The 18,706-nt window shown below is 62.7% G+C and carries 16 protein-coding genes; 6 read left to right on the top strand and 10 right to left on the bottom strand.

Translation table 11 applies throughout. The features are described from left to right. Positions 1 to 6: 6 nt before the first annotated feature. The 3 genes from NKI88_RS19585 to NKI88_RS19595 all read right to left on the bottom strand — a co-directional run bounded on the left by NKI88_RS19585 (position 7) and on the right by NKI88_RS19595 (position 2,910). Entirely contained in the window at positions 7 to 1,080 is a 1,074-nt protein-coding gene (locus NKI88_RS19585; RefSeq protein WP_352656681.1) for an ABC transporter ATP-binding protein, read from the bottom strand. Between the two features lie 91 nt (positions 1,081 to 1,171). Continuing rightward, a complete protein-coding gene (locus NKI88_RS19590; protein WP_023745792.1) occupies positions 1,172 to 1,996 on the bottom strand; it encodes an ABC transporter permease in 825 nt (274 codons plus the stop codon). Further along, positions 1,993 to 2,910, bottom strand: coding sequence for an ABC transporter permease (locus tag NKI88_RS19595; protein WP_023701363.1), 918 nt, complete (start codon positions 2,908 to 2,910; stop codon positions 1,993 to 1,995). Before NKI88_RS19595 ends, NKI88_RS19590 begins: the two co-directional genes overlap by 4 nt. Before the next feature lie 292 nt (positions 2,911 to 3,202). Here NKI88_RS19595 and NKI88_RS19600 point away from each other — a divergent pair, with 292 nt between their 5' ends. Then, positions 3,203 to 4,615 (top strand): aminotransferase, encoded by a 1,413-nt coding sequence (locus tag NKI88_RS19600; protein ID WP_023701365.1) that lies wholly within the window; start codon positions 3,203 to 3,205, stop codon positions 4,613 to 4,615. A gap of 15 nt (positions 4,616 to 4,630) precedes the next feature. On the opposite strand, the gene NKI88_RS19605 is transcribed toward NKI88_RS19600, so the two are convergent. Next, positions 4,631 to 5,833, bottom strand: a complete 1,203-nt coding sequence (locus NKI88_RS19605) for an aromatic ring-hydroxylating oxygenase subunit alpha (RefSeq protein WP_023696407.1) — start codon at positions 5,831 to 5,833, stop codon at positions 4,631 to 4,633. Positions 5,834 to 6,336: 503 nt separating this feature from the next. Here NKI88_RS19605 and NKI88_RS19610 point away from each other — a divergent pair. Further along, positions 6,337 to 6,717, top strand: a complete 381-nt coding sequence (locus NKI88_RS19610; protein WP_023670066.1) for a hypothetical protein — start codon at positions 6,337 to 6,339, stop codon at positions 6,715 to 6,717. A 235-nt stretch (positions 6,718 to 6,952) separates the two neighbouring features. On the opposite strand, the gene NKI88_RS19615 is transcribed toward NKI88_RS19610, so the two are convergent. Beyond that, positions 6,953 to 9,043, bottom strand: a complete 2,091-nt coding sequence (locus NKI88_RS19615; protein WP_352656684.1) for a PAS domain S-box protein — start codon at positions 9,041 to 9,043, stop codon at positions 6,953 to 6,955. 222 nt (positions 9,044 to 9,265) lie between these two features. Continuing rightward, on the bottom strand, positions 9,266 to 9,994 hold the full coding sequence (locus NKI88_RS19620) for a response regulator (RefSeq protein WP_023670064.1): 729 nt from the start codon (positions 9,992 to 9,994) through the stop codon (positions 9,266 to 9,268). A 94-nt stretch (positions 9,995 to 10,088) separates the two neighbouring features. Here NKI88_RS19620 and NKI88_RS19625 point away from each other — a divergent pair, with 94 nt between their 5' ends. After that, entirely contained in the window at positions 10,089 to 10,793 is a 705-nt protein-coding gene (locus NKI88_RS19625) for a response regulator transcription factor (RefSeq protein ID WP_023670063.1), read from the top strand. Positions 10,794 to 10,864: 71 nt separating this feature from the next. Here the strand turns inward: NKI88_RS19625 and NKI88_RS19630 are convergent, their stop codons facing one another. Continuing rightward, a complete protein-coding gene (locus tag NKI88_RS19630) occupies positions 10,865 to 11,035 on the bottom strand; it encodes a hypothetical protein (RefSeq protein ID WP_023670062.1) in 171 nt (56 codons plus the stop codon). A gap of 33 nt (positions 11,036 to 11,068) precedes the next feature. Further along, positions 11,069 to 11,401, bottom strand: a complete 333-nt coding sequence (locus NKI88_RS19635) for a hypothetical protein (RefSeq protein WP_023670061.1) — start codon at positions 11,399 to 11,401, stop codon at positions 11,069 to 11,071. 331 nt (positions 11,402 to 11,732) lie between these two features. On the opposite strand from NKI88_RS19635, the gene NKI88_RS19640 reads away from it, so the two are divergent. After that, positions 11,733 to 12,194: a L,D-transpeptidase gene (locus NKI88_RS19640; RefSeq protein WP_023683946.1), complete on the top strand. Its 462-nt coding sequence runs from the start codon at positions 11,733 to 11,735 to the stop codon at positions 12,192 to 12,194. Between the two features lie 164 nt (positions 12,195 to 12,358). On the opposite strand, the gene NKI88_RS19645 is transcribed toward NKI88_RS19640, so the two are convergent. Continuing rightward, positions 12,359 to 15,442: an efflux RND transporter permease subunit gene (locus tag NKI88_RS19645; RefSeq protein WP_352656687.1), complete on the bottom strand. Its 3,084-nt coding sequence runs from the start codon at positions 15,440 to 15,442 to the stop codon at positions 12,359 to 12,361. Beyond that, entirely contained in the window at positions 15,439 to 16,743 is a 1,305-nt protein-coding gene (locus NKI88_RS19650) for an efflux RND transporter periplasmic adaptor subunit (RefSeq protein ID WP_023670058.1), read from the bottom strand. The genes NKI88_RS19645 and NKI88_RS19650 overlap by 4 nt, the downstream gene beginning before the upstream one ends. A gap of 149 nt (positions 16,744 to 16,892) precedes the next feature. On the opposite strand from NKI88_RS19650, the gene NKI88_RS19655 reads away from it, so the two are divergent. Then, entirely contained in the window at positions 16,893 to 17,429 is a 537-nt protein-coding gene (locus NKI88_RS19655; protein WP_023670057.1) for a TetR/AcrR family transcriptional regulator, read from the top strand. Positions 17,430 to 17,777: 348 nt separating this feature from the next. After that, positions 17,778 to 18,566 carry a 3-hydroxybutyrate dehydrogenase gene (locus NKI88_RS19660; RefSeq protein WP_352656689.1) on the top strand — a complete coding sequence of 263 codons (789 nt, stop codon included), beginning with the start codon at positions 17,778 to 17,780 and terminating at the stop codon, positions 18,564 to 18,566. Positions 18,567 to 18,706 lie beyond the last annotated feature (140 nt).

Here is an 18,706-nt window from a genome sequence, read left to right on the forward strand (position 1 = left end):
TCATGCTCAGTCCGCCATCGCCACCAAGGCCTCCGGATCGTAGCCGAGGCGGATCGAAGTGCCGACGGGGATATCGTCGGCGCCGAAGTCGTTGGTCTCGGTGACCGACAGTGGCTTTTCCAATCCGGGTATCTCGACGATCAGGTGGGTGATCTCGCCAAAATAGTGGCGTTCGACCACCTTGCCGGCCACTTCGAATTTCGCCGTCGCATTGTCCCACAGCACGCGCAATCGCTCCGGCCTGATGCCCAGAGTGGCGCCGCCGCCATTGCGCACGAAGGCCTTCGGCTTGTCGGTCCTGACCCGGCCGAAGCCCAGCGTGTCGACGACCAGCGAGGCGCTGCTCTCCTCGACGATCTGCGCTTTTACGAAATTCATGCCGCCGAGGAAATCGGCGACCTGGCGGTTGACCGGCCGCTGGTAGATTTCCTTGGGCGAGGCGACCTGGGCGATCTTGCCGCCGAACATTACGGCGATGCGGTCGGACATAGCGAGCGCCTCATACTGGTCATGGGTGACCAGCACGAAGGTGATGCCGACCGCCTGCTGCAGGCGGCGCAGTTCGAGCTGCATCTGCTCGCGCAATTTCTTGTCGAGAGCCGACAGCGGCTCGTCGAGCAGCAGCACCTTGGGCCGCATCACCAAGGCGCGGGCGAGCGCCACGCGCTGGCGCTGGCCGCCGGAAAGCTCGGTGGCGAGGCGTTTGCCGAGGCCGGTGAGCGACACCTGCGCCAGCGCTTCCTCGACGCGGCGCTTTTCTTCCGTTCCTCCCAGCCTGAGCCGTTTCAGCCCATAGGCGACATTCTGCTCGACATTGAGATGCGGGAAGATGGCATAACTCTGGAATACCATGTTGGTCGGCCGGCGGTTGGCCGGGATGCCTTCCATCGACTGGCCGCCGACCGAGATCGAGCCGCTGGTCGGGTTGTCGAAACCGGCAATCATGCGCAGCAGCGTGGTCTTGCCGCAGCCGGAAGGGCCGAGCAGCGAAAAGAACTCGCCCTCCTTGATGGTCAGCGAGGCGTCGTCGAGCGCCTTGAACGCCCCATAGCTGCGGGTAACGCTGCGGATTTCGATCATTGCCCGGTCGGTTTGGGGTCGATCAGATTGGGCCCGCTCGGAATTATCTTGCTTGGATGGCTCATCCTGAGGCCGTTCGGCCCGGGACTGCTCAGGCATAGAGGCCTCCCTCGCTCTGGGTGCGTCTGGCCGCATGGCGGCGCAGGATCTCGGCAACGGTCATCAAAACGAAAGAGGCAACCAGCAGCAGCGTGCCCAGCGCCAACACACCCGGCAGCTTGGCGGCAAAGCGCAACTGGCCCCAGATATAGATCGGCAGCGTCGTCTCGGTGCCGGTCAGGAAGAAAGCGATGACGAACTCGTCGAGCGAGATGGTGAAGCAGACCAGGAGGCTGGAAATGATCGCCGGCGCCACCATCGGTAGCGTCACCCGCCGGAAGGTGCCGAAGGCACTCTCGCCGAGATCGGCGGAGGCTTCTTCGAGGCTGCGGTCAAAGCCCTCGAAACCGGCGGTCAGCACCGTCATCGAATAGGGAATGCAGATCAGGACATGGCCGAGCACGACGGTGAACAGCGACAGGCTCAGGCCTAACTGCAGCATGACCAGCAGCATGGAGATGGCGAGGATGATTTCCGGCAGCACCAGCGGCGCCATGATCAGGCCATTGATTGTGCGGCGGCCGGGATAGCGGTAGCGGGTGATCGAGCGGGCGGCGAGGATGCCGAGCAGCGTCGCCAGCACCGATGCCGAGATACCGACGATCAGGCTGTTCCAGGCGGCGTCAAGCAGCGCCGGCGTCTTCGGCAGGTCTTGGTACCATTTCAGCGTATAGCCGGTGAGAGGAAATTTTGGCGTCGGCGTGGTGTTGATCGAGAAGATCGGCAGGAAGATCACCGGCAGATAGAGAAAGACGACGTAGAGGAAGGCGTAGGCGGACAGCCAGCCGCCGGGAAAAAGGCGCCGCCTCGCCGTCATCGCGCCAGCCTCTGCAGCGCGCGGATGATGAGCACGGTGGCGCCCGCCATCAGCGTCACGACCAGCATGGTGGTCACGGACAATGCCGCGCCGAGTGGCCAGTTGGAGGCCTTATGGAACTGCGACTCGATGGCATTGGCGATCATCACGCCATCCTTGCCGCCGACCAGCCTTGGGGTGACGTAGTCGCCGACGGTGGGGATCATGACGATGAGAGCGGCCGAGATGACGCCCGGCGCCGACAGCGGCAGCGTCACGCGCAGGAAGGAGCGCAGCGGGCCGTCGCCAAGATCGGTGGCAGCCTCGACCAAGGTGCGGTCGACCTTCTCGAGCGAAACGAAGATCGGCAGGATGGCGAAGGCCGCCCAGGCGTGTGTGAGCGTGATGATGACGGCGCTGGAATTGTAGAGTAGCGCGGTCGATGGTTCGTCGATGATGCCGAGGCCCATCAGGCCGGAATTCAGCACGCCATTATAGCCGAGGATGACTTTCCATGACATCACGCGCAGGAGATAGCTGGTCCAGAACGGGATGGTAATCAGGAACAGCCACAGGCTCTTGTGGCGACCGCCATGGAACGAGATGAAATAGGCGATCGGATAGGCGAGGATGACGGTGAAAAAGCTCACCGTCAGGGAAATGTAGAGCGAGCGCCACAGAAGATCGCGGTAGATCGGCTCGGTCAGCGCGATGCGATAATTCTCCAGCGTGAATGTATGGTCGATGGTGAGGTAGTTCTGCGTCCAGAAGGAGTGGGCGAAGACCACCAGGATCGGCACCAGCAGCAGGATCAAAGCGTAGACCAAGGTCGGGCTGATCAGGGCAAGGCCCTGGACGGATTCGGACTGCAGAAGGGCGTTTCGCCTTGCTCGCGTCATGCGTCGCGTGGGCACCCCTTCGGCAGCTACCGTCATTGCAGCGACCCGGGCGTGATCTCGGTTGCTGGCTCGAACTGTTCCGCCATGATGCTCCCATTGACCGGGCCGGCTGCCTGTTCCCAATTTTTGCGGAGCGCGCTTTGCTGGTTGCGCTCCAAGCTTGCCGGCTTTCTTTCATCATGAGCGCATCCGTGCATTGAAATCAAGCGCTATTTCTGTAATATTGATTGAACGGACATTCAAAATGAAGTGAAGAAAGCCGGCTTTCCTGCCCTTGGCGCTTCGCTTTCTGTCCGGTGAAATTACGCTCAGACGATGCGAGGCAATGATGGCGGCTGCAAGAGACCTAAGAGCGATGGAAATGGCTGACGGTGGCGATGCGGTCGAGCTGGCCAAGCGCCATCTCATCCAGCCCTGGCCTTATGCCGGCTCGGTCGGCAATGAAGCGCGTGCGCTGATCGGCGAGGGCGATGGCATCTACATCACCGATGTAACAGGCAAGCGACTGATCGACGGGCCGGCCGGCATGTGGTGCATCAATGTCGGCCACCGCCGCGAGGAGCTGGCCAGGGTGATGTACGACCAGGCGATGATGCTGTCCTACAACACGCCCTGGTATACGATGAATGCGCCGTCGGCCGAGCTCGCCAAGCGCCTCGCCGATCATGCGCCGGGCGATCTCAGCCATACCTTCTTCACCACCGGCGGATCGTCGGCTGTCGAGACGGCACTGCGCTTCATGCAGTTCTACAACAATGTGCGCGGGCGGCCGGAAAAGAAGCTGATCCTCAGCCGCGGCGGCGCCTATCACGGCTCGACCTATCTGTCGGCCTCGCTCAACGGCCGGCCGCGCGACCGCGACTGGATGGACGGCGCCGACGATCTGGTCGTCAAACTGTCCTCGCCAGACCCGTTCCGGCGGCCGAAAGGCATTGACATCGCCGCCTTCTGCGATTTCCTGGTCGATCAGTTTCGCGATGCGGTCGCCCGCGTCGGCGCAGAGAAGATCGGTGCTTTCGTCGGCGAACCGGTGCAGGCATCCGGCGGCGTCGTCGTGCCGCCGGATGGCTATCTCAAGCGCATTCGCGAAATCTGCAGGGACAACGATATCCTCTATATCTCCGATGAGGTGGTGACCGGCTTCGGGCGGCTCGGCCATGTCTTTGCCTCCGGCGATGGCTTCGGCATCGACCCCGACATGATCACCTTCGCCAAGGGCGTTACATCAGGCTATTTCCCGCTTGGCGGCGTCATCATCTCGGAGCGGCTGCTTCAGGAAATGCGCCGTTCCAACCATCCCGATGCGATGTTCGGCCATGGCCTGACCTATACCAGTCATCCCATCGGCTGCGCGGTGGCGCTGAAGAACCTCGATATCCTGGAAGACAGCGTGCTGGCCCACACGCGCGATGTCGCGCCCTATTTCCAGGCGCAGTTGAAGACGCTGGAGGAACTGCCGCTGGTTGGCGAAGTCCGCGGCATGGGCCTGATGGGCTGCGTCGAGTGCGTAGCCGACCGCGAAAGCAAGGATCCGCTGCAGCTCGACAAGGATGTCGGCAAGCGCATCGACGCGCATTGCCACGAACTCGGCCTCCTGGTCCGGCCGCTGATCAACATGTGCGTGATGTCGCCGCCGCTGATCATCACGCGAGAGCAGATCGACGACATGGTGGCGATCCTGCGCGAAGGCATTTCGCGGACCATGGACGATCTGCGCAAAGAGGGCGTGTGGCAGGGGTGACTGGCAGTTCCGCCCCTACACCTGCGAGCGCATAGCCTCATTGAGGTTCCACATGTCCTTCTCCTCCGGCGCCGTCTCCAGGCCCAGCACCGGGATCTGCTTGCGCAGATGGTCGTGGTGGGTGCGCACACCGTATTCGAGGTCGGAGAGATAAAAACCCTCGAAGGCCTCCGAGATCATGGACTCGTTTGACCAGACGGAAAGCTGCACGTCCTCGTTCATGGTATCGCGGTCGATGCGGTAGGCGAGATAGCGGGCGGCCGCCTGTTCCCGGGTCTCGTCGGGGTAGCGGTAGATGGCGCCGCGCAGCAGCGTCTCGCCGGTCGACAGCGGGAACTCCTGATAGAACTGCACCGATTCCGGCATGATCGACAGCGCGTTGTTGGGGAAGATGCCGTAATAGATCCAGGCCCTGCGCAGATGCTCCGGCAGGTGTGAGGCATCGGGCGTGAGCTTGATGTATTCGCGCACGCTCCAGCGCCGGCCGGCATGCGGATTGTAGGTGGCAAACGAGCGCGACACGCCGTTGATGAACGGCTCGTCGAAATAGGTCGAGCCGTAGAGATCCTGCAGCGCCGGATGCGCCATGGCGACGTGGTAGCCTTCATTGTCGACGTCGCGCACCGACTTCCAGTTGACCGGCGTTTTCTGTGTCCAGATGCCCCAGGACGGCACCATCTCGGCCACGTTGTAGTGTGCCATCTCGGCCTCGATCGGCTTCAACAGTTCGGCCACCGAAGGCTGCGGGCCGCCCTTGCGAAAGCGGACAAAGATGAAGCCCATCCATATCTCAAGGTCGAGCGGCATCAGGCCGAATTCGGTCTTGTCGAGCTCGGGGAAGGAGCGCGGCCGGGCGGCGCCGCGCAGCGTGCCGTCGAGATTGTAGACCCAGCCATGGAACGGGCAGACCAGCGCGTTCTTGCAGGTGCCCTGGCTGTCGGCGACGACGCGGCTGCCGCGATGCCGGCACATGTTGTTGAAGGCGCGCACGACGCCGTCCTTGCCGCGCACGATGAGCGCCCGCTCGCCGACCACGTCCATAGTCAGATAGTCGCCGGCATTCGGCACGTCGCAGACATGGCCGGCGATCTGCCAATGGTTGCGGAAGACGTATTCCTTCTCAAGTTCGAGAAGCGCGTCGGAGTGATAACTCCAGCCCGGCAGACCCCGCCGGTCCCAATCATTGGGGATCGCCACGTCACGGAGATGCGGGTTCATAAAAAAGCTCTTCTTTTATTGAATACTCATTCAATAAAACCATATTTTACATTGAAATGCAATGGCTTGTAGGAATCACAACTTTTCAAGTCGGCACAACAGGACCAGCTGAAAGCCAGAAAATCCCGGAATATCCGGGCGTTAACCGGGGGCGTGAAATAGCTGTCCGGCATGCGGATTTGGCCGTGCCGAGCTTGCAAACACGGCCCGCTCCGAGACGAAAATACCTGGCGTCCGCAAATTCGATCCGCAGTGTGAGCTTGTTCATAGTGCGGCCGACAGGAAGCGGGCTTGGTGCGTTCGCGGCCCGCCTGTCGTCAACATTTGATTGCCCGGATGAAACAGCTTCGCAAACGCATCTTGCCGTCGGCACATGACCGGATCTGTCCGGATATGCCCGAATTTCTTGTTTCAAACCTGTTACGCGGGCAAGCCAAGCGCATCATTCGCCCGTTACCAGGCGCGCTTAGGTTCGTTTCATAAGAAAACGAAGGGGAGCAGCAATGCATACGAAAGTCGAGATCACTAGCAACGAACGACGCGCCAAACTGGCACTGCGTCAGCGCGCCAGCGACCATCCGGTTGCGATGTTCTCCATGCTGGGCGCCTGCGCTCTGGCCGTCATGTTCCTGACACCGGCTTCCGGTCCGGCTTTTGCTTCGCTCAACCCGCCGGCCAATGTTGTCCAGGGCGCGCCGACCACCATCAAGACCGCCCGGCTGCCGGAGCCGGAAATCGATTTTGCCTGCCAGGGTCAGGCCTGGGGCGCCGAGAGCGCGGAGTGCCTGCGCGTCATCGCCGCCCAGTCCGGCGTGCACAAGGCGCGTTCCGTCCGCATGATCGCCAACGCAGCGCCGCTGACCACGACACCCAACGTTTTCTGAACCTCCCGAGCGCTTCCTCCCGCGCTCGTTCTTGGCTCCCGCCGCTTCCCTCGGTCGGGAGCCTCTTTTTTAGGGCCTATCGATATTCGGGTGAGGCCGGCCTGCGCATGGAGGTTCCCTGCGCTTCCGGTGCTCGCGTACTTCAAGTACGCTCCGCTCCGGTTCTCGGGAACCACCATTCTCGACTCGGCCTGACCCGAATCTCGATAGACCCTACATGGGTGCTTCCGAAAACTTAGCCGGCGGCGGCGACCTGGTCGGCTATTGCCGAGAGTACGCCGCGGACGTCCAGCGTCGAGAACGGCTTTTCCAGGATTTGCGGGCGCTGCGGCGCCGGCAAGGCTTCGATCTCGGCCTTGGCGCCGATCAGGTCGCCGGTCACCAGCACGAAGCTTTTGGCCAGCGCCAGGTTGTCGGCGAGCAATTCGCGGTAGATGGCAATGCCGCTGGTGCCGGGCATGCGCAAGTCGGAAAAGACGATGTCTGGCGGCATGTGGCCGGTCAAGGTCGCCGCCGCCGACGTCCAGGCCGGCACGACCCGCGACTTGATACCCATCAGTTCCAGGATGTCGGAGAGGGAGCCGGCGACGTCGGGTTCGTCGTCGATGATCAGCGCATGGCGCAAGCCGCTGGAACGAGCCGGGCTGTCGCCGGCTGCTGCCGCGCCGCCGGTGATTACCGGCAGCTGGACGACGAAGCGCGCGCCACGCGGCAGCACCTCCTCGAACCAGATATTGCCGTTGTGGCGCTCGACGATCGATTTCGAGATCGACAGGCCGATGCCGGTGCCGACGCCGACCGGCTTGGTGGTGAAATAGGATTCGAAGATGCGGCTGCGGATCGCCTCGGGAATGCCCGGTCCGTTGTCCTCGACCGAAAACCCGGGGTTGCCGCGATCGCTGCGGAATGTCCGCACCTTGATCAGGCGGTCGCCGCCGATACCGGCCAGAGCGTGTTGGCTGTTGATCAGGAAATTGGCGGCCACCTGCGTGACGTGGTCGGCATCGGCCATCGCCAGCAGCGGGCCGGGCGCGAAATCGGTGTCGATGATGATGCCGCTCGAGCGTGCGCCATAGGCGGTTACTTCGAGTGCGGCGCGGATCACCTGGTTGAGATCGGTCTCGGCCTGCGCCGCCGGATGCAGGCGCACCATCGACAGGAAGCTTTTGACGATGCGGCCGCAGCGCTCGGCAGCGGCGCGCACTTTCTCGGCGCGAACCTTGGTCTGCGGGTCGGTGGCGAATTCATGCAGCAGCGTCGACTGCGCAACGACCACGGCGAGCGGGTTGTTGAGCTCGTGCGAAACACCGGCCAGCAGTGAACCCATCGCCGCCATCTTCTCGTTCTGGTGCAGTTTTTCGCGCTGGCGGTTGATCTCTTCTTCGGCGCGCAGCTTATCGCGCAGATCGCGGATCGAACCGAAGATGAGCTGACGGTCAGCCACCCGCATCTCGGTCGCCGTCAATTCGATGGGAAACACCTCGCCGGCCGCATTCTGTGTCACGGTCTCAAGCCGTTGGCCAACCATCGGCGCGCCGCGGCCAGACATGTATTCGGCGCCCGAGACATAGCCCTTGCGGTAATATTCCGGCACCACGGTATCGAGCAGGTCCTTGCCGAGGATGTCGCTGCGCTGATAGCCGAACATCTTTTCGGCGGCCGGATTGAATTCGATGATCGAGCCGGTCTCGTCGATGACGATGATGGCGTCGAGCGACGCCTGCAGCATGGTGCGGCGGATGACTTCGCTGGCATGGGCGTCGGACGGCGAGTGCTCGATGGCGTCGCCGATGGCGAGCGCGATGATGTGCATCGTCGCCTCTTCCTCTTCGGTCCATTCGCGCTCGTTTAGGCAGTCATTGACCGCGAACGTGCCCCACAGATGACCGTGCGCGAACACCGATACCGACAGGAACGACTTGATGTGCTGCTTTTCGAAATCGGCCCTGAGGAACCCGTCGAGATCGCGCGTATGGCCGGCGAAGATCTTGCCTTGCCGCTCGTCCTCTCCAATCCGCTCCAGCAGCGGATCGGTATCGACGATCGACTGCATGATCACCGTCGGCGAAGCCAGTTCGCCGCCGAAGCGAGGATCGATCCAGTAGGCGGCGACCGATTGGGCGAAGCCCTGGCCGGGCAATTCGCGCAGCCTGAACAGGATGCCGCGCTGGCAATTCATGGCGCTGCAGAGCGTTTCGAGGATGGTTTCCATCTCGCGCTGCCAGTCGCCGGCATCGCGCAACCGGCGGACGACGCGCACAGCCGCCATCGCGGCGCTCTGGCGAGCGCCTTGCGGGTCCATACGTGGTGCTGGTTCAGCGGTCATGTCAGCCATCAGTAAAGGGCCGTCGAATTAGGCAGCTATGGAGCATTTCACGAAAAAGGTGAAACGCTCCATGTTTCAATGCAATCCCGAACGGAAATCGCTACGCACTGTTCCTGGAATTGCTAGAGCGTTTCACCGTTTCACGGAAACGGAGAAGCCTCTATCTCTTTGTTTTTACGCAATTCCGGGCGGAAAACCGCGTACACTTTTCCTGTAATTGCTCTAGTGCCCGTCACCGGTCGGCAGCGAGAAGATATAGCCTTCGCCGCGCACTGTGCGCAAAAATTTCGGATTGGCCGGATCGGTTTCGATCTTCTTGCGCAGCCGCATGATGCGAATGTCGACGGCGCGCGACGATTCAGGATCCTCAACAAAACCAATCGCCTCGGAGATCGCCGATCGCGTCAACAGCCGGTTGGCGCGGGTCAGGAAAACCTCCAGCACATCGAACTCGCTCTTGGCCATGTCGATGACGGCGCCGTTGGCGCCGGTGACAAGCCTGCCGTCGAGGTCGGCCTGGAACGGGCCGAAGGTCAGGCGGCGGCCGCCATCGGCTTGTGTCTTCGCCGCCTGGGGCGGGCTCGGCTGCGGAACGCGGCGCAGCACGCTGCGCACACGAGCCAGCACCTCACGCAACTCGTAGGGCTTGACGATGTAGTCGTCGGCGCCAAGCTCCAGCCCGACAATGCGGTCGAGTGCGGTGCCGGCAGCCGTGGCATAGATGATGCCGACCGGTATTTTCGAGCGCAGCCAGCGGCCGAGCGACAGTCCGTCCTCGCCCGGCATGGCGATGTCGAGAATGGCCAAATGAAACGATTCCGTCTCCAGCAAGGCGCGCGCCTCGGCCGCGCTTCCGGCCTGGGTCACATCGTAGCCGTTGGCGCCGAGATACTCGGCGACCGCGTCCCGGAGATCGGGCTCGTCCTCGACGATGACAATCCGTGCCCGCACTATGGCCTCGCTCCCGCTTTCAGCGGAAAGTAGATTGGGTATAAACATGATGTCCAGCACTCATATCCGGTTGCGGGGGAACGGGAAGAAAAACATGGCTGCACGATCCGTCATCGCGCTGGTTTCCGTCGCCGATGTGGTGGCCGGCGATCTTGCCGATCATCTCGACCGGCGCGGCCATGACGTGCGCGAGGCGCGGCAGCCCTGGGAAGCTGAATCCCTGCTTTCGGCCGGAGGCATCGATATCGTCATCGTCGGCGACAGCCTCAGCCAGGCGGAAGGGCGGGACCTGCTCAGGCGTTATGGCGGCGGCCAGAGCGCGGACGGGAAGGCGGGGCCGGATTTCATCCTGATCTGCCGGCCGGCCGATCTGGTCGACAAGGTGCTGGCGCTCGAGCTTGGCGCCGCAGATGTCGTCGAAAGTCCGCTCAATGTCAGGGAGCTTGCCGCGCGCATCGGCGGCCTGCTGACGCGGCGCGGCAGGTCCGCCCAGGAACTGATCGTGCTGGAAAATGCCACCGTCGATTTGCGGTCGGCCATCGTCATGCACCGTTCGGGTACGGAAGAACAGCTGTCGCCGGGCCAGGTGGCGCTGCTCAGGCTGTTTCTGGCCAGCCCGCGCAAGGTGCTGACGCGCGACGACATCATTGCGGCGGCGCCCGCCGAAAATGCCGATGCCTTCGACCGCTCGATCGATTCGCGCATCGTGCGGCTGCGCCGCAAGCTCGACACCGAAACCATCACAACTATACGCGGCGCAGGCTACCGGTTCGACCCGCCGACGCAGCGCGCCGACTGAGGGTCGGGAGGCTGGATTGTTCCTCGGCTCGCCCAAAAAAGCTGCGCAATCTCGGGCGCCATGCATAGGCGTCAGCGCACCACCAGAAGCGATGGTCCCGACGGCAATTCGCTGGCGACTACGATTTCGCTGGCGGCATGCGCGCGGTCCTTCAGGAGAACCGTGGCGAGACCGGCAAAGCCGAGCAGGCCTTGTGCATAGAGCAGTACCGAAAGCACGGAGGCTGCAGATTTCGTCTTCATCGGTTGTCCCCAAAAATCAGAACCGCGGGTGCTTCAGGATAAACCCGAAGTGCCCGCGTCGCCCACGGAGCCCCCCGTTGCGACGCGGGCCTTCGGTCCTCTCGGCAGCAAGTTGCCGGAGGGGCCGCGCATCCACTTCAACCCGAGGCCGACCCGCCAGAGGGCCCTGAGACGGTTGATGCGCAGACTGGAGACAATCCAGACCAAGGCTATGAACAGCGCGGCATGCAGCGTCGAAATCTCACCCGAATTCATCACCGCCAGTTTCGTCATCGGGGTGCCGGCTACTGTGCCGATGCCGCCGACGACAAATGCGGCGATGCTTATCCTGAAGAGCCAGGACAGGGTGGTCGATTTGATGCTCATTTTCGTTGGCGCCGGCTGTTCTCGTTGGGATGACTGTGCCGCGAGCCTGTAACCAGATCATGCCGCCCAGGCCGCGCTTTGTTGCAAGTCGGTTTCGAGCGAAGCCAATCTTCTTTCATATAAGGACATCAGCACTTTCGTTTGGGGGCGCGGTGCGTGATCGGGAGTGCGCAGCGAAGGCGGAGCACGCTTCCCTTGTCCACCTTGCTTGTTAACCAGAGGAAACAGATTCGAAACACAAACGAGCCTCAGCGAAGTCAGTCTGAAACATGGCGCGGGGATAAGGCGGCCACCGAATTGACGCCGGCAGGACCGGCAAAGAGGAGCCATCATGTACAAAGCCATTTCCGCCAAACTCATCAACGTCACCGCCGCAGCCGGCGGCGCCGCGCTTCTGCTTGGCACCGCCAACAGCACCGCCCATGCCGCGGCAAACCAGATCGTGGCGCGTGTTTCGCTGTCGCAGCAGACCATGGAAGTGCTGGTCGATGGCCGGCCGACTTTCGCCTGGAAGGTCTCGACCGGCGACAGTGCGCATGTCACGCCGACCGGCTCGTTCAAGCCGACCCGCATGCACGAGATGTGGCATTCGAAGAAATACGACAACGCGCCGATGCCGCATTCGGTCTTCTTCAGCGGCGGCTACGCCGTGCATGCGACCAACGCCATCAAGCGGCTGGGACGGCCGGCGTCGCATGGCTGCGTGCGGCTGCATCCCGACAATGCCGCCGACTTCTACCAGTTGGTCGAAACCTTCGGCCCGACCAACACCAGCATCGTCATCGTCAAGTAGCAGACTGCGTTTGGAGCGATGGTGCAGCGCAGCCGGCCAGGTCATGCCGCACCGCAAGTTCCCGCCTGAAGCTCCATCAGAGCTTCGCGGTAAATCAATCCAGTCAAAAAAGAGGCCGGAAATTTCCGGCCTCTTTTCGTTTGTTCGCTAACGCCGTTCGCAGCTCAGTCCGCGTGCACCGGCATCAGCTTCGGGTCTGGCTTTTCGGCGTGGTGCGGCAGGTCCTTGCTGGCGATGAAGGTGTAGAACATCGGCACCACGAACAGGGTGAACATGGTTCCGACCAGGATGCCGGTGAAGATCACGAGGCCCATCGAATAGCGCGCCGCCGCACCAGCACCACTGGACACGATCAGCGGCACGACGCCGAGCGCCATCGCCGCTGTCGTCATCAGGATCGGCCGCAAGCGCACCTTGGCCGAGGCGACGATCGCATCGCGCCGCCTCATGCCATGCAGCTCGCGCTGCTGGTTGGCGAACTCGACCAGAAGAATGCCATGCTTGGTGATCAGACCTATCAGTGTGATCAGGCCGACCTGCGTGTAGATATTGAGCGTGCCAAGCCCCAGATTGAGCGGCACGATGGCGCCAAAGATCGACAGTGGCACCGCCATCATGATGATCAGCGGGTCGCGGAAGCTTTCGAACTGCGCCGCCAGCACCAGATAGATGACGATTACGGCGGCTGCGAACGCGATAAGGATCGTGTTGCCCTGCTCCTTCTCCTGCCGGGACTGGCCGGAATAATCGATGAAGAAGGTATCGGGCAGGCTCTCCTTGGCAAGGTTCTCCAGGGTCTGCAGCCCGTCGCCCGTGGTGACGCCGGGAAGCGGCAGCGCTGATATCGTCGCCGAGTTCAGCTGGTTGAACTGCTCGATCGCGGCCGGCGCGGCGTTGGTCGAAATCTTCACTACCGCTGAAAGCGGCACCATTTCGCCGGTCACGCTACGCACGAAATATTCGCCGAGCTTCTCGGGATTGTCGCGGAATTCCTTCGGCACCTGCGGGATGATGTCGTAGCTGTTGGAGTCGCGGTCGAACTGAGCCACTTCGGCGCCGCCGACCAGCAGCGTCAGCGTCTGGCCGATGTCGGCGATCGGCAGGTTGAGAGCCGCCGCGCGGTCGCGGTCGATGGTCACCGTCACCTGCGGAGCGTCAAAGGACATCGAGTTTTGCACGACGATGAAGCGGCCGGAGGCCTGCGCCTTGTTCTTAATCTGCTCGGCCGCCTCGTAGACCTCGGCGGAACCACCGGTCGAGCGCACCACCATGGAGATCGGCAGGCCGCCGCCGGAGCCCGGCAGCGTCGGCGGCGCGAAGACGAAGGCCTCGACGCCGGCCACCTTGCCGAGGCGTCCCTGGATATCGGCTTGAAGCTCCTTTGAGTTGCGCTGGCGCTCGGCCCAATCCTTGAAGGCGAAGCCGACAAAGGCGCCGTTGGTGGCGCCGCCAAAGGCAACGGCAGAGAATTGCGCCCTGGTTTCGGGAATGTCCTTCACCAGGCCGAGGATCTGGTTGACGTAGGTCTCGGTGTAGTCCGAGGTCGCGTAGCGCGGTGCCGTCACGATCGACAACAGGAAGCCCTGGTCCTCTTCCGGCGCCAGTTCGCTCGAGGTCTTGGTGAACATGAAGCCGGTGAGCGCAACCAGCGCCACGACCATCAGCAGTGTCACCGGTCGATTTCTCAAGGAGGCGGTGACCGCCCGCTCATAGACATGCTCGACACGGCTGAAGGTTCCGTCGACGACGCGCTGGAAGCGACTGTGCGATCCCGCCTTGAGCAGACGCGCCGCCATCATCGGCGTGATGGTGACGGCTATGAGGCCGGACAGCACCACCGAACCGGCGAGCGTCACCGCGAACTCGCGGAACAGCGCGCCGGTCAGGCCGCCGGTGAAGGCCAGCGGCGCGAACACGGCGGCGAGCGTGATGGTCATGGCCACGATGGCGGAGAAAATCTCGCGCATGCCGTTGAAGGCCGCCTGCATCGGCGACATGTGGTCCTCCTCCATGTGGCGATGAATGTTCTCCACCACCACGATAGCGTCGTCGACGACAAGGCCGATGGCCAGCACCATGGCCAGCAGCGACAGAAGGTTGATCGAATAGCCGACCGCAAACAAAAGAAAGCAGACGCCGACCAGCGACAGCGGGATGGTCACGATCGGCATCATCACCGAGCGGAATGAGCCGAGGAACAACAGGATGACCACGACGACGATGGCGACGGCTTCGGCGATGGTCTTGAACACTTCATCGATCGAGGCGCTGATCTGTTCGGTGGAATCGTAGACGATTTCGATGGTCATGCCTTTCGGCAGCGTCTCTTGAATCAAAGGCACGATCTTGTGGACCGCCTCCGCCGTTGTCAGCGGGTTGGCGGCCGGCGTCGGGAAGATGGCGAGGAAGGTGCCGGGCTTGCCATTGAAGCTCACCCTCGTGTCGGTGCTCTCGGCGGCAAGCTCGACTCGCGCCACGTCGCGCAAGCGCACCACCTGGCCGTCCGTCGAGCGCAGCGGAAGCTCGGCAAAGGCCTCAGGCGTCTGCAGCGTCGAGCGAACCGTGATCGAGGAGACGACATATTCGTTCTCGGTGTTGCCGGGCGCCGACAGGAAGTTGGAGTTGTTGATCGCCGCCAGCACTTCGGCGGCGGTGACGCCACGCGCAGCAAGCTTGACCGGGTCGATCCAGACCCGCATCGAATATTCCTCGGCGCCGAAGATCTGCACGTCGGCGACACCTTCGACCGTCGACATGCGGGGCCGCACGACGCGCTCGATATATTCGGTGAGCTGCTCCTTGCTCATGTTCGGATTCTGCATCGAGATGTACATCATCGCGAACTCTTGGCCGGTGCCCTTGACGATGACCGGGTCCTTGGATGCATCCGGCAAGGTGCCGCGTACGCCCTGCACCTTCGACAGGACCTCGGTGAGCGCGACATCCGGATTGGAGCCGAGCTTCATCTGGACGACCACAGTGCTCGAAGACGGCCGGCTGGACGAGGTGACGTAGTCGATGTTCTCGGTCGAGGCGACGGCCCGCGCGATCGGGGCGGAGATAAAGCCCTGGATCAGGTCGGCGCTGGCGCCGGGATAGGCGGTGGTGATGGTGATCGCCGTCTCGTCAACCTTGGGATACTGCCGGATCGACAGGTTGAAGATGCCCTGGAAACCCAGGAGCAGGATCATGCAGGCGAGGACGGTGGAGAGGACCGGCCGGCGAATGAAGATGTCGGAAAAGTTCATTGCTGAGCCTGCTGGTTAGCCGACTTGCTGGGGTCAATGGTGTTGTCGACAGCGACGGACATGCCGTTGAAGAGACGGTTCTGACCGGCGGTGACGACCTCGTCACCGGCCTTGATGCCCTCGATGATCTCGACCATGCCGTCGTTGCGGCGGCCGGGCTTCACGAACACCTGCGACAGCACGAGCGCCGGCTTTTCCGGTTCTGCCGCGGGCTTCGCGGGGTCGACAGCCGGCTTGTCCGCGGGCTTCGCCGCGGCGTCTTCGGCAGCCGGTTTCGCGTCTGCCGGCTTTGCATCTGCCGCCGGCTTTGCTGCGTCGGCCCCCGCGGCAGGCTTTTCCTCGGGTTTCGCGGCTGGGGCGCCTTCCGCCGGCTTCGCCGGAACGACGACGAAGACGAAGTCGCCATAGAGGCTCGACGTCAATGCCGTCTGCGGCAAGGACAGAATGTTTTTCTCCTGCGGCAGCTCGACGCGAACCTGGACGAACTGGCCGGGCGTCAGCTTGCCGTCAGGGTTGGCGACCTCGCCGCGGACGGACACCAGGCGGCTTGAAGCGTCGATCTTGGGATCGATGCCGCGAATGGAGCCGGCAAACGGCATGTCGGCGCCGCCGCCGGTGCCGCCGAGGCCGAGCCGCACCGCCTGGCCTATCTTGAGCAGCGGCAGCTGCTGTTCGGGTACCGAGAAATCGACCCGCATGGTGTCCAGATCCTGCAAGGTCACCACTGCGTTGCCGGGCGAGAGATATTGGCCGAGGTCGATCTTGGGGATGCCCACGGTGCCGGCGAACGGCGCCGTCAGCTGCTTCTGATCGAGCACGGCCTGCAGCTTGTTGACCTGCGCGGCGGAGGCCGATGCAGCGGCTTGAGCGGTGTCGAGCGTGGCATCCGTTCCGACGCCGCGCCGCTGCAGCTCCAGCGCGCGTTCGAGCGCCGTCTTGTCGGACACGGACTGCGCCTTGGCCGCGACCAGATCCGCGCGTTCGACGGCATCGTCGAGCTGCAGCAGGACCGAATCGACCGGCACCTTCTGGTTGGCATGGAAAAGGATGTCCTTGACGATGCCGCTGGTCTCGACGGTAAGGTCGACACCGCGCACGGCGCGTACCGTGCCGATCGCCTCGACGCCCGGCGTCCAGTCGGAAGGCTTGACGACAACCGTCGATACGGTCGTCGCCGGCGGCTTCATGGTGGCGAAATACTGTTTGATAGCGTTGTCGCGGAACAGGTTGAAGCCGACAACGCCGACGCACACCAGAGCGAGCAGAAGCAGAATTGCGGTGATAGAGATGAAGCGCTTCACGAACTGTCCCCTCGGCCGGTGTCCGGCAAAATAGCCGAATAGCGGGACACTTATCGACGCCAGGTCCCGATTACAAATGACGGCGAACTTACTGTACCGTCTGGACGGTCTTGTCAATTCCGCCTAGGCTGGTGCGGGGGAAGGGATCGATGAAGACCCAAAGGGCAAATTCGCGCGACAAGATACTCGCCGCCGCCGCCGATGTCGCACGCGAGACCGGTCCCGGCAGCCTGTCGCTTGACGCCGTCGCCAGCCGCGCCGGCGTGTCGAAAGGCGGCCTGTTATATAACTTTCCGACCAAGGCCAAACTGATGCAGGGCCTGGTGGAGAATTACCTGCGCGCGTTCGAGCTGGCGCTGGAATCGGGCCGTGTCGCCGGCGCCAGCGGCGAGAGCCTGCTCGCCACCTATATCCGGCTCTCGGCGGATGATTGTGAGGAGCCGAAGCCGACGGCTTCGTGGATATTCTCGGCGATCGCCGAGGATCCGGATTTCCTGACGCCGATAAAAGCCTTCAAGTCACAGCTGCTGCAGCGGCTGAAGAGCGAGACGCCGGACCTCAAGACGCTGCTGGTCTGCTTTCTGGCCATCGAAGGGCTGCGCAGCATGAACCTCTTCGATTCCGACGTGCTGTCCGCCGACGAACGCCACTTGCTGGTATCGGCCCTACTGGAGATTGCGGGATAGCTTAGGGCGTCGCGGTCGAAGAAGCGATACGGGCCGGGCGGAAAGGACGGTTAGTGAGCGGCATGGCATAGGCACGCATCACGACATCGGCGATTTCAAGCTACAGCCCCCCTGATTCGTTGGATCGATGCTTCAGGAATGACTGCGCGAATGCGCGGCCGACTATGTTGCGCCGCACCATAACACTGCCGTGCCAGCCTTGACGTGTCAGCCTTGAGACGGCGCTCGGCGAGGCCGGCAAAGCGCGTTTTAGGGCTGTGATGGCGCCGGCATATGGTTATGGCATTGTCATGTTGCGGCGCACAAACTATGTGCCTTTGTAGTCCTCCTAACAGTCGCGAGATCTCCATGGGTTCCCTTTCTTCGAAGAATGCGCTCGTCACCGGATCGACCAGCGGCATTGGCCTGGCCATTGCCCGCGCCCTTGCCGCCGAGGGCTCCAACGTCACGATCAACGGCCTTGGCGAAGCCGCGGCGATCGAACAGGAGCGCGCCGGCATCGAGAAGGATTTCGGCGTCCAGTGCCGCTACTCCGGCGCCAACATGATGGACGGCGCAGCGGTGACCGCCATGGTGCGCGAAGCCGAGCAGGCCTTAGGCAGCCTCGACATTCTGGTCAACAATGCCGGGATACAGCATGTCGCGCCAATCGAGGAGTTTCCCGACGACAAGTGGGAAGCCATCATCCGCATCAATCTGCTTGCCGCCTTTTACGCGATCAAGGCCGTGGTGCCCGGCATGAAGGCGCGCAAATGGGGCCGCATCATCAACACCGCGTCGGCGCATGCACTGGTCGCCTCGCCGTTCAAGTCGGCTTACGTCTCGGCCAAGCACGGCATAGCGGGTCTGACCAAGGCGGTAGCGCTGGAAGTCGCGCAGGACGGCATCACCGTCAACGCCATCGCGCCCGGCTATGTCTGGACGTCACTGGTCGAAAGGCAGATCCCCGACACGATGAAGGCGCGCGGCATGACCGAGGAACAGGTCAAGCGCGACGTGCTCCTGGCGGCACAGCCGACGAAGCAATTCGTCACCGTGGAGGAGCTCGCCGCGCTAACGCTGTTTCTGTGCTCGGACTCGGCCAGGCAGATTACCGGCACGACTTTGCCGATGGATGGCGGCTGGACGGCGCAGTAGGCGCGGTCCCCCGGCGCCGCTCTTTCCTTGACAAAGACGAAGGATCAATCCAGCATTGTGGCAAGGGGTTCCTTCGCGACGACCCCGTGAGGCGTCAGCCCAATGATCGCGTCCAAACTCTCACTCTGGAGGTGGACGCC

The organism is Mesorhizobium sp. M0317 (genome assembly GCF_040321555.1).
In the GTDB taxonomy this organism is placed as follows: domain Bacteria; phylum Pseudomonadota; class Alphaproteobacteria; order Rhizobiales; family Rhizobiaceae; genus Mesorhizobium.

What these genes read in the sequence shown, in the direction of transcription:
- NKI88_RS19585 (WP_352656681.1), bottom strand. Translation starts at nt 1,080, where the DNA reads ATGATCGAAATCCGCAGCGTTACCCGCAGCTATGGGGCGTTCAAGGCG.
- NKI88_RS19590 (WP_023745792.1), bottom strand. Translation starts at nt 1,996, where the DNA reads ATGACGGCGAGGCGGCGCCTTTTTCCCGGCGGCTGGCTGTCCGCCTAC.
- NKI88_RS19595 (WP_023701363.1), bottom strand. Translation starts at nt 2,910, where the DNA reads ATGACGGTAGCTGCCGAAGGGGTGCCCACGCGACGCATGACGCGAGCA.
- NKI88_RS19600 (WP_023701365.1), top strand. Translation starts at nt 3,203, where the DNA reads ATGGCGGCTGCAAGAGACCTAAGAGCGATGGAAATGGCTGACGGTGGC.
- NKI88_RS19605 (WP_023696407.1), bottom strand. Translation starts at nt 5,833, where the DNA reads ATGAACCCGCATCTCCGTGACGTGGCGATCCCCAATGATTGGGACCGG.
- NKI88_RS19610 (WP_023670066.1), top strand. Translation starts at nt 6,337, where the DNA reads ATGCATACGAAAGTCGAGATCACTAGCAACGAACGACGCGCCAAACTG.
- NKI88_RS19615 (WP_352656684.1), bottom strand. Translation starts at nt 9,043, where the DNA reads ATGACCGCTGAACCAGCACCACGTATGGACCCGCAAGGCGCTCGCCAG.
- NKI88_RS19625 (WP_023670063.1), top strand. Translation starts at nt 10,089, where the DNA reads ATGGCTGCACGATCCGTCATCGCGCTGGTTTCCGTCGCCGATGTGGTG.
- NKI88_RS19630 (WP_023670062.1), bottom strand. Translation starts at nt 11,035, where the DNA reads ATGAAGACGAAATCTGCAGCCTCCGTGCTTTCGGTACTGCTCTATGCA.
- NKI88_RS19635 (WP_023670061.1), bottom strand. Translation starts at nt 11,401, where the DNA reads ATGAGCATCAAATCGACCACCCTGTCCTGGCTCTTCAGGATAAGCATC.
- NKI88_RS19640 (WP_023683946.1), top strand. Translation starts at nt 11,733, where the DNA reads ATGTACAAAGCCATTTCCGCCAAACTCATCAACGTCACCGCCGCAGCC.
- NKI88_RS19645 (WP_352656687.1), bottom strand. Translation starts at nt 15,442, where the DNA reads ATGAACTTTTCCGACATCTTCATTCGCCGGCCGGTCCTCTCCACCGTC.
- NKI88_RS19655 (WP_023670057.1), top strand. Translation starts at nt 16,893, where the DNA reads ATGAAGACCCAAAGGGCAAATTCGCGCGACAAGATACTCGCCGCCGCC.
- NKI88_RS19660 (WP_352656689.1), top strand. Translation starts at nt 17,778, where the DNA reads ATGGGTTCCCTTTCTTCGAAGAATGCGCTCGTCACCGGATCGACCAGC.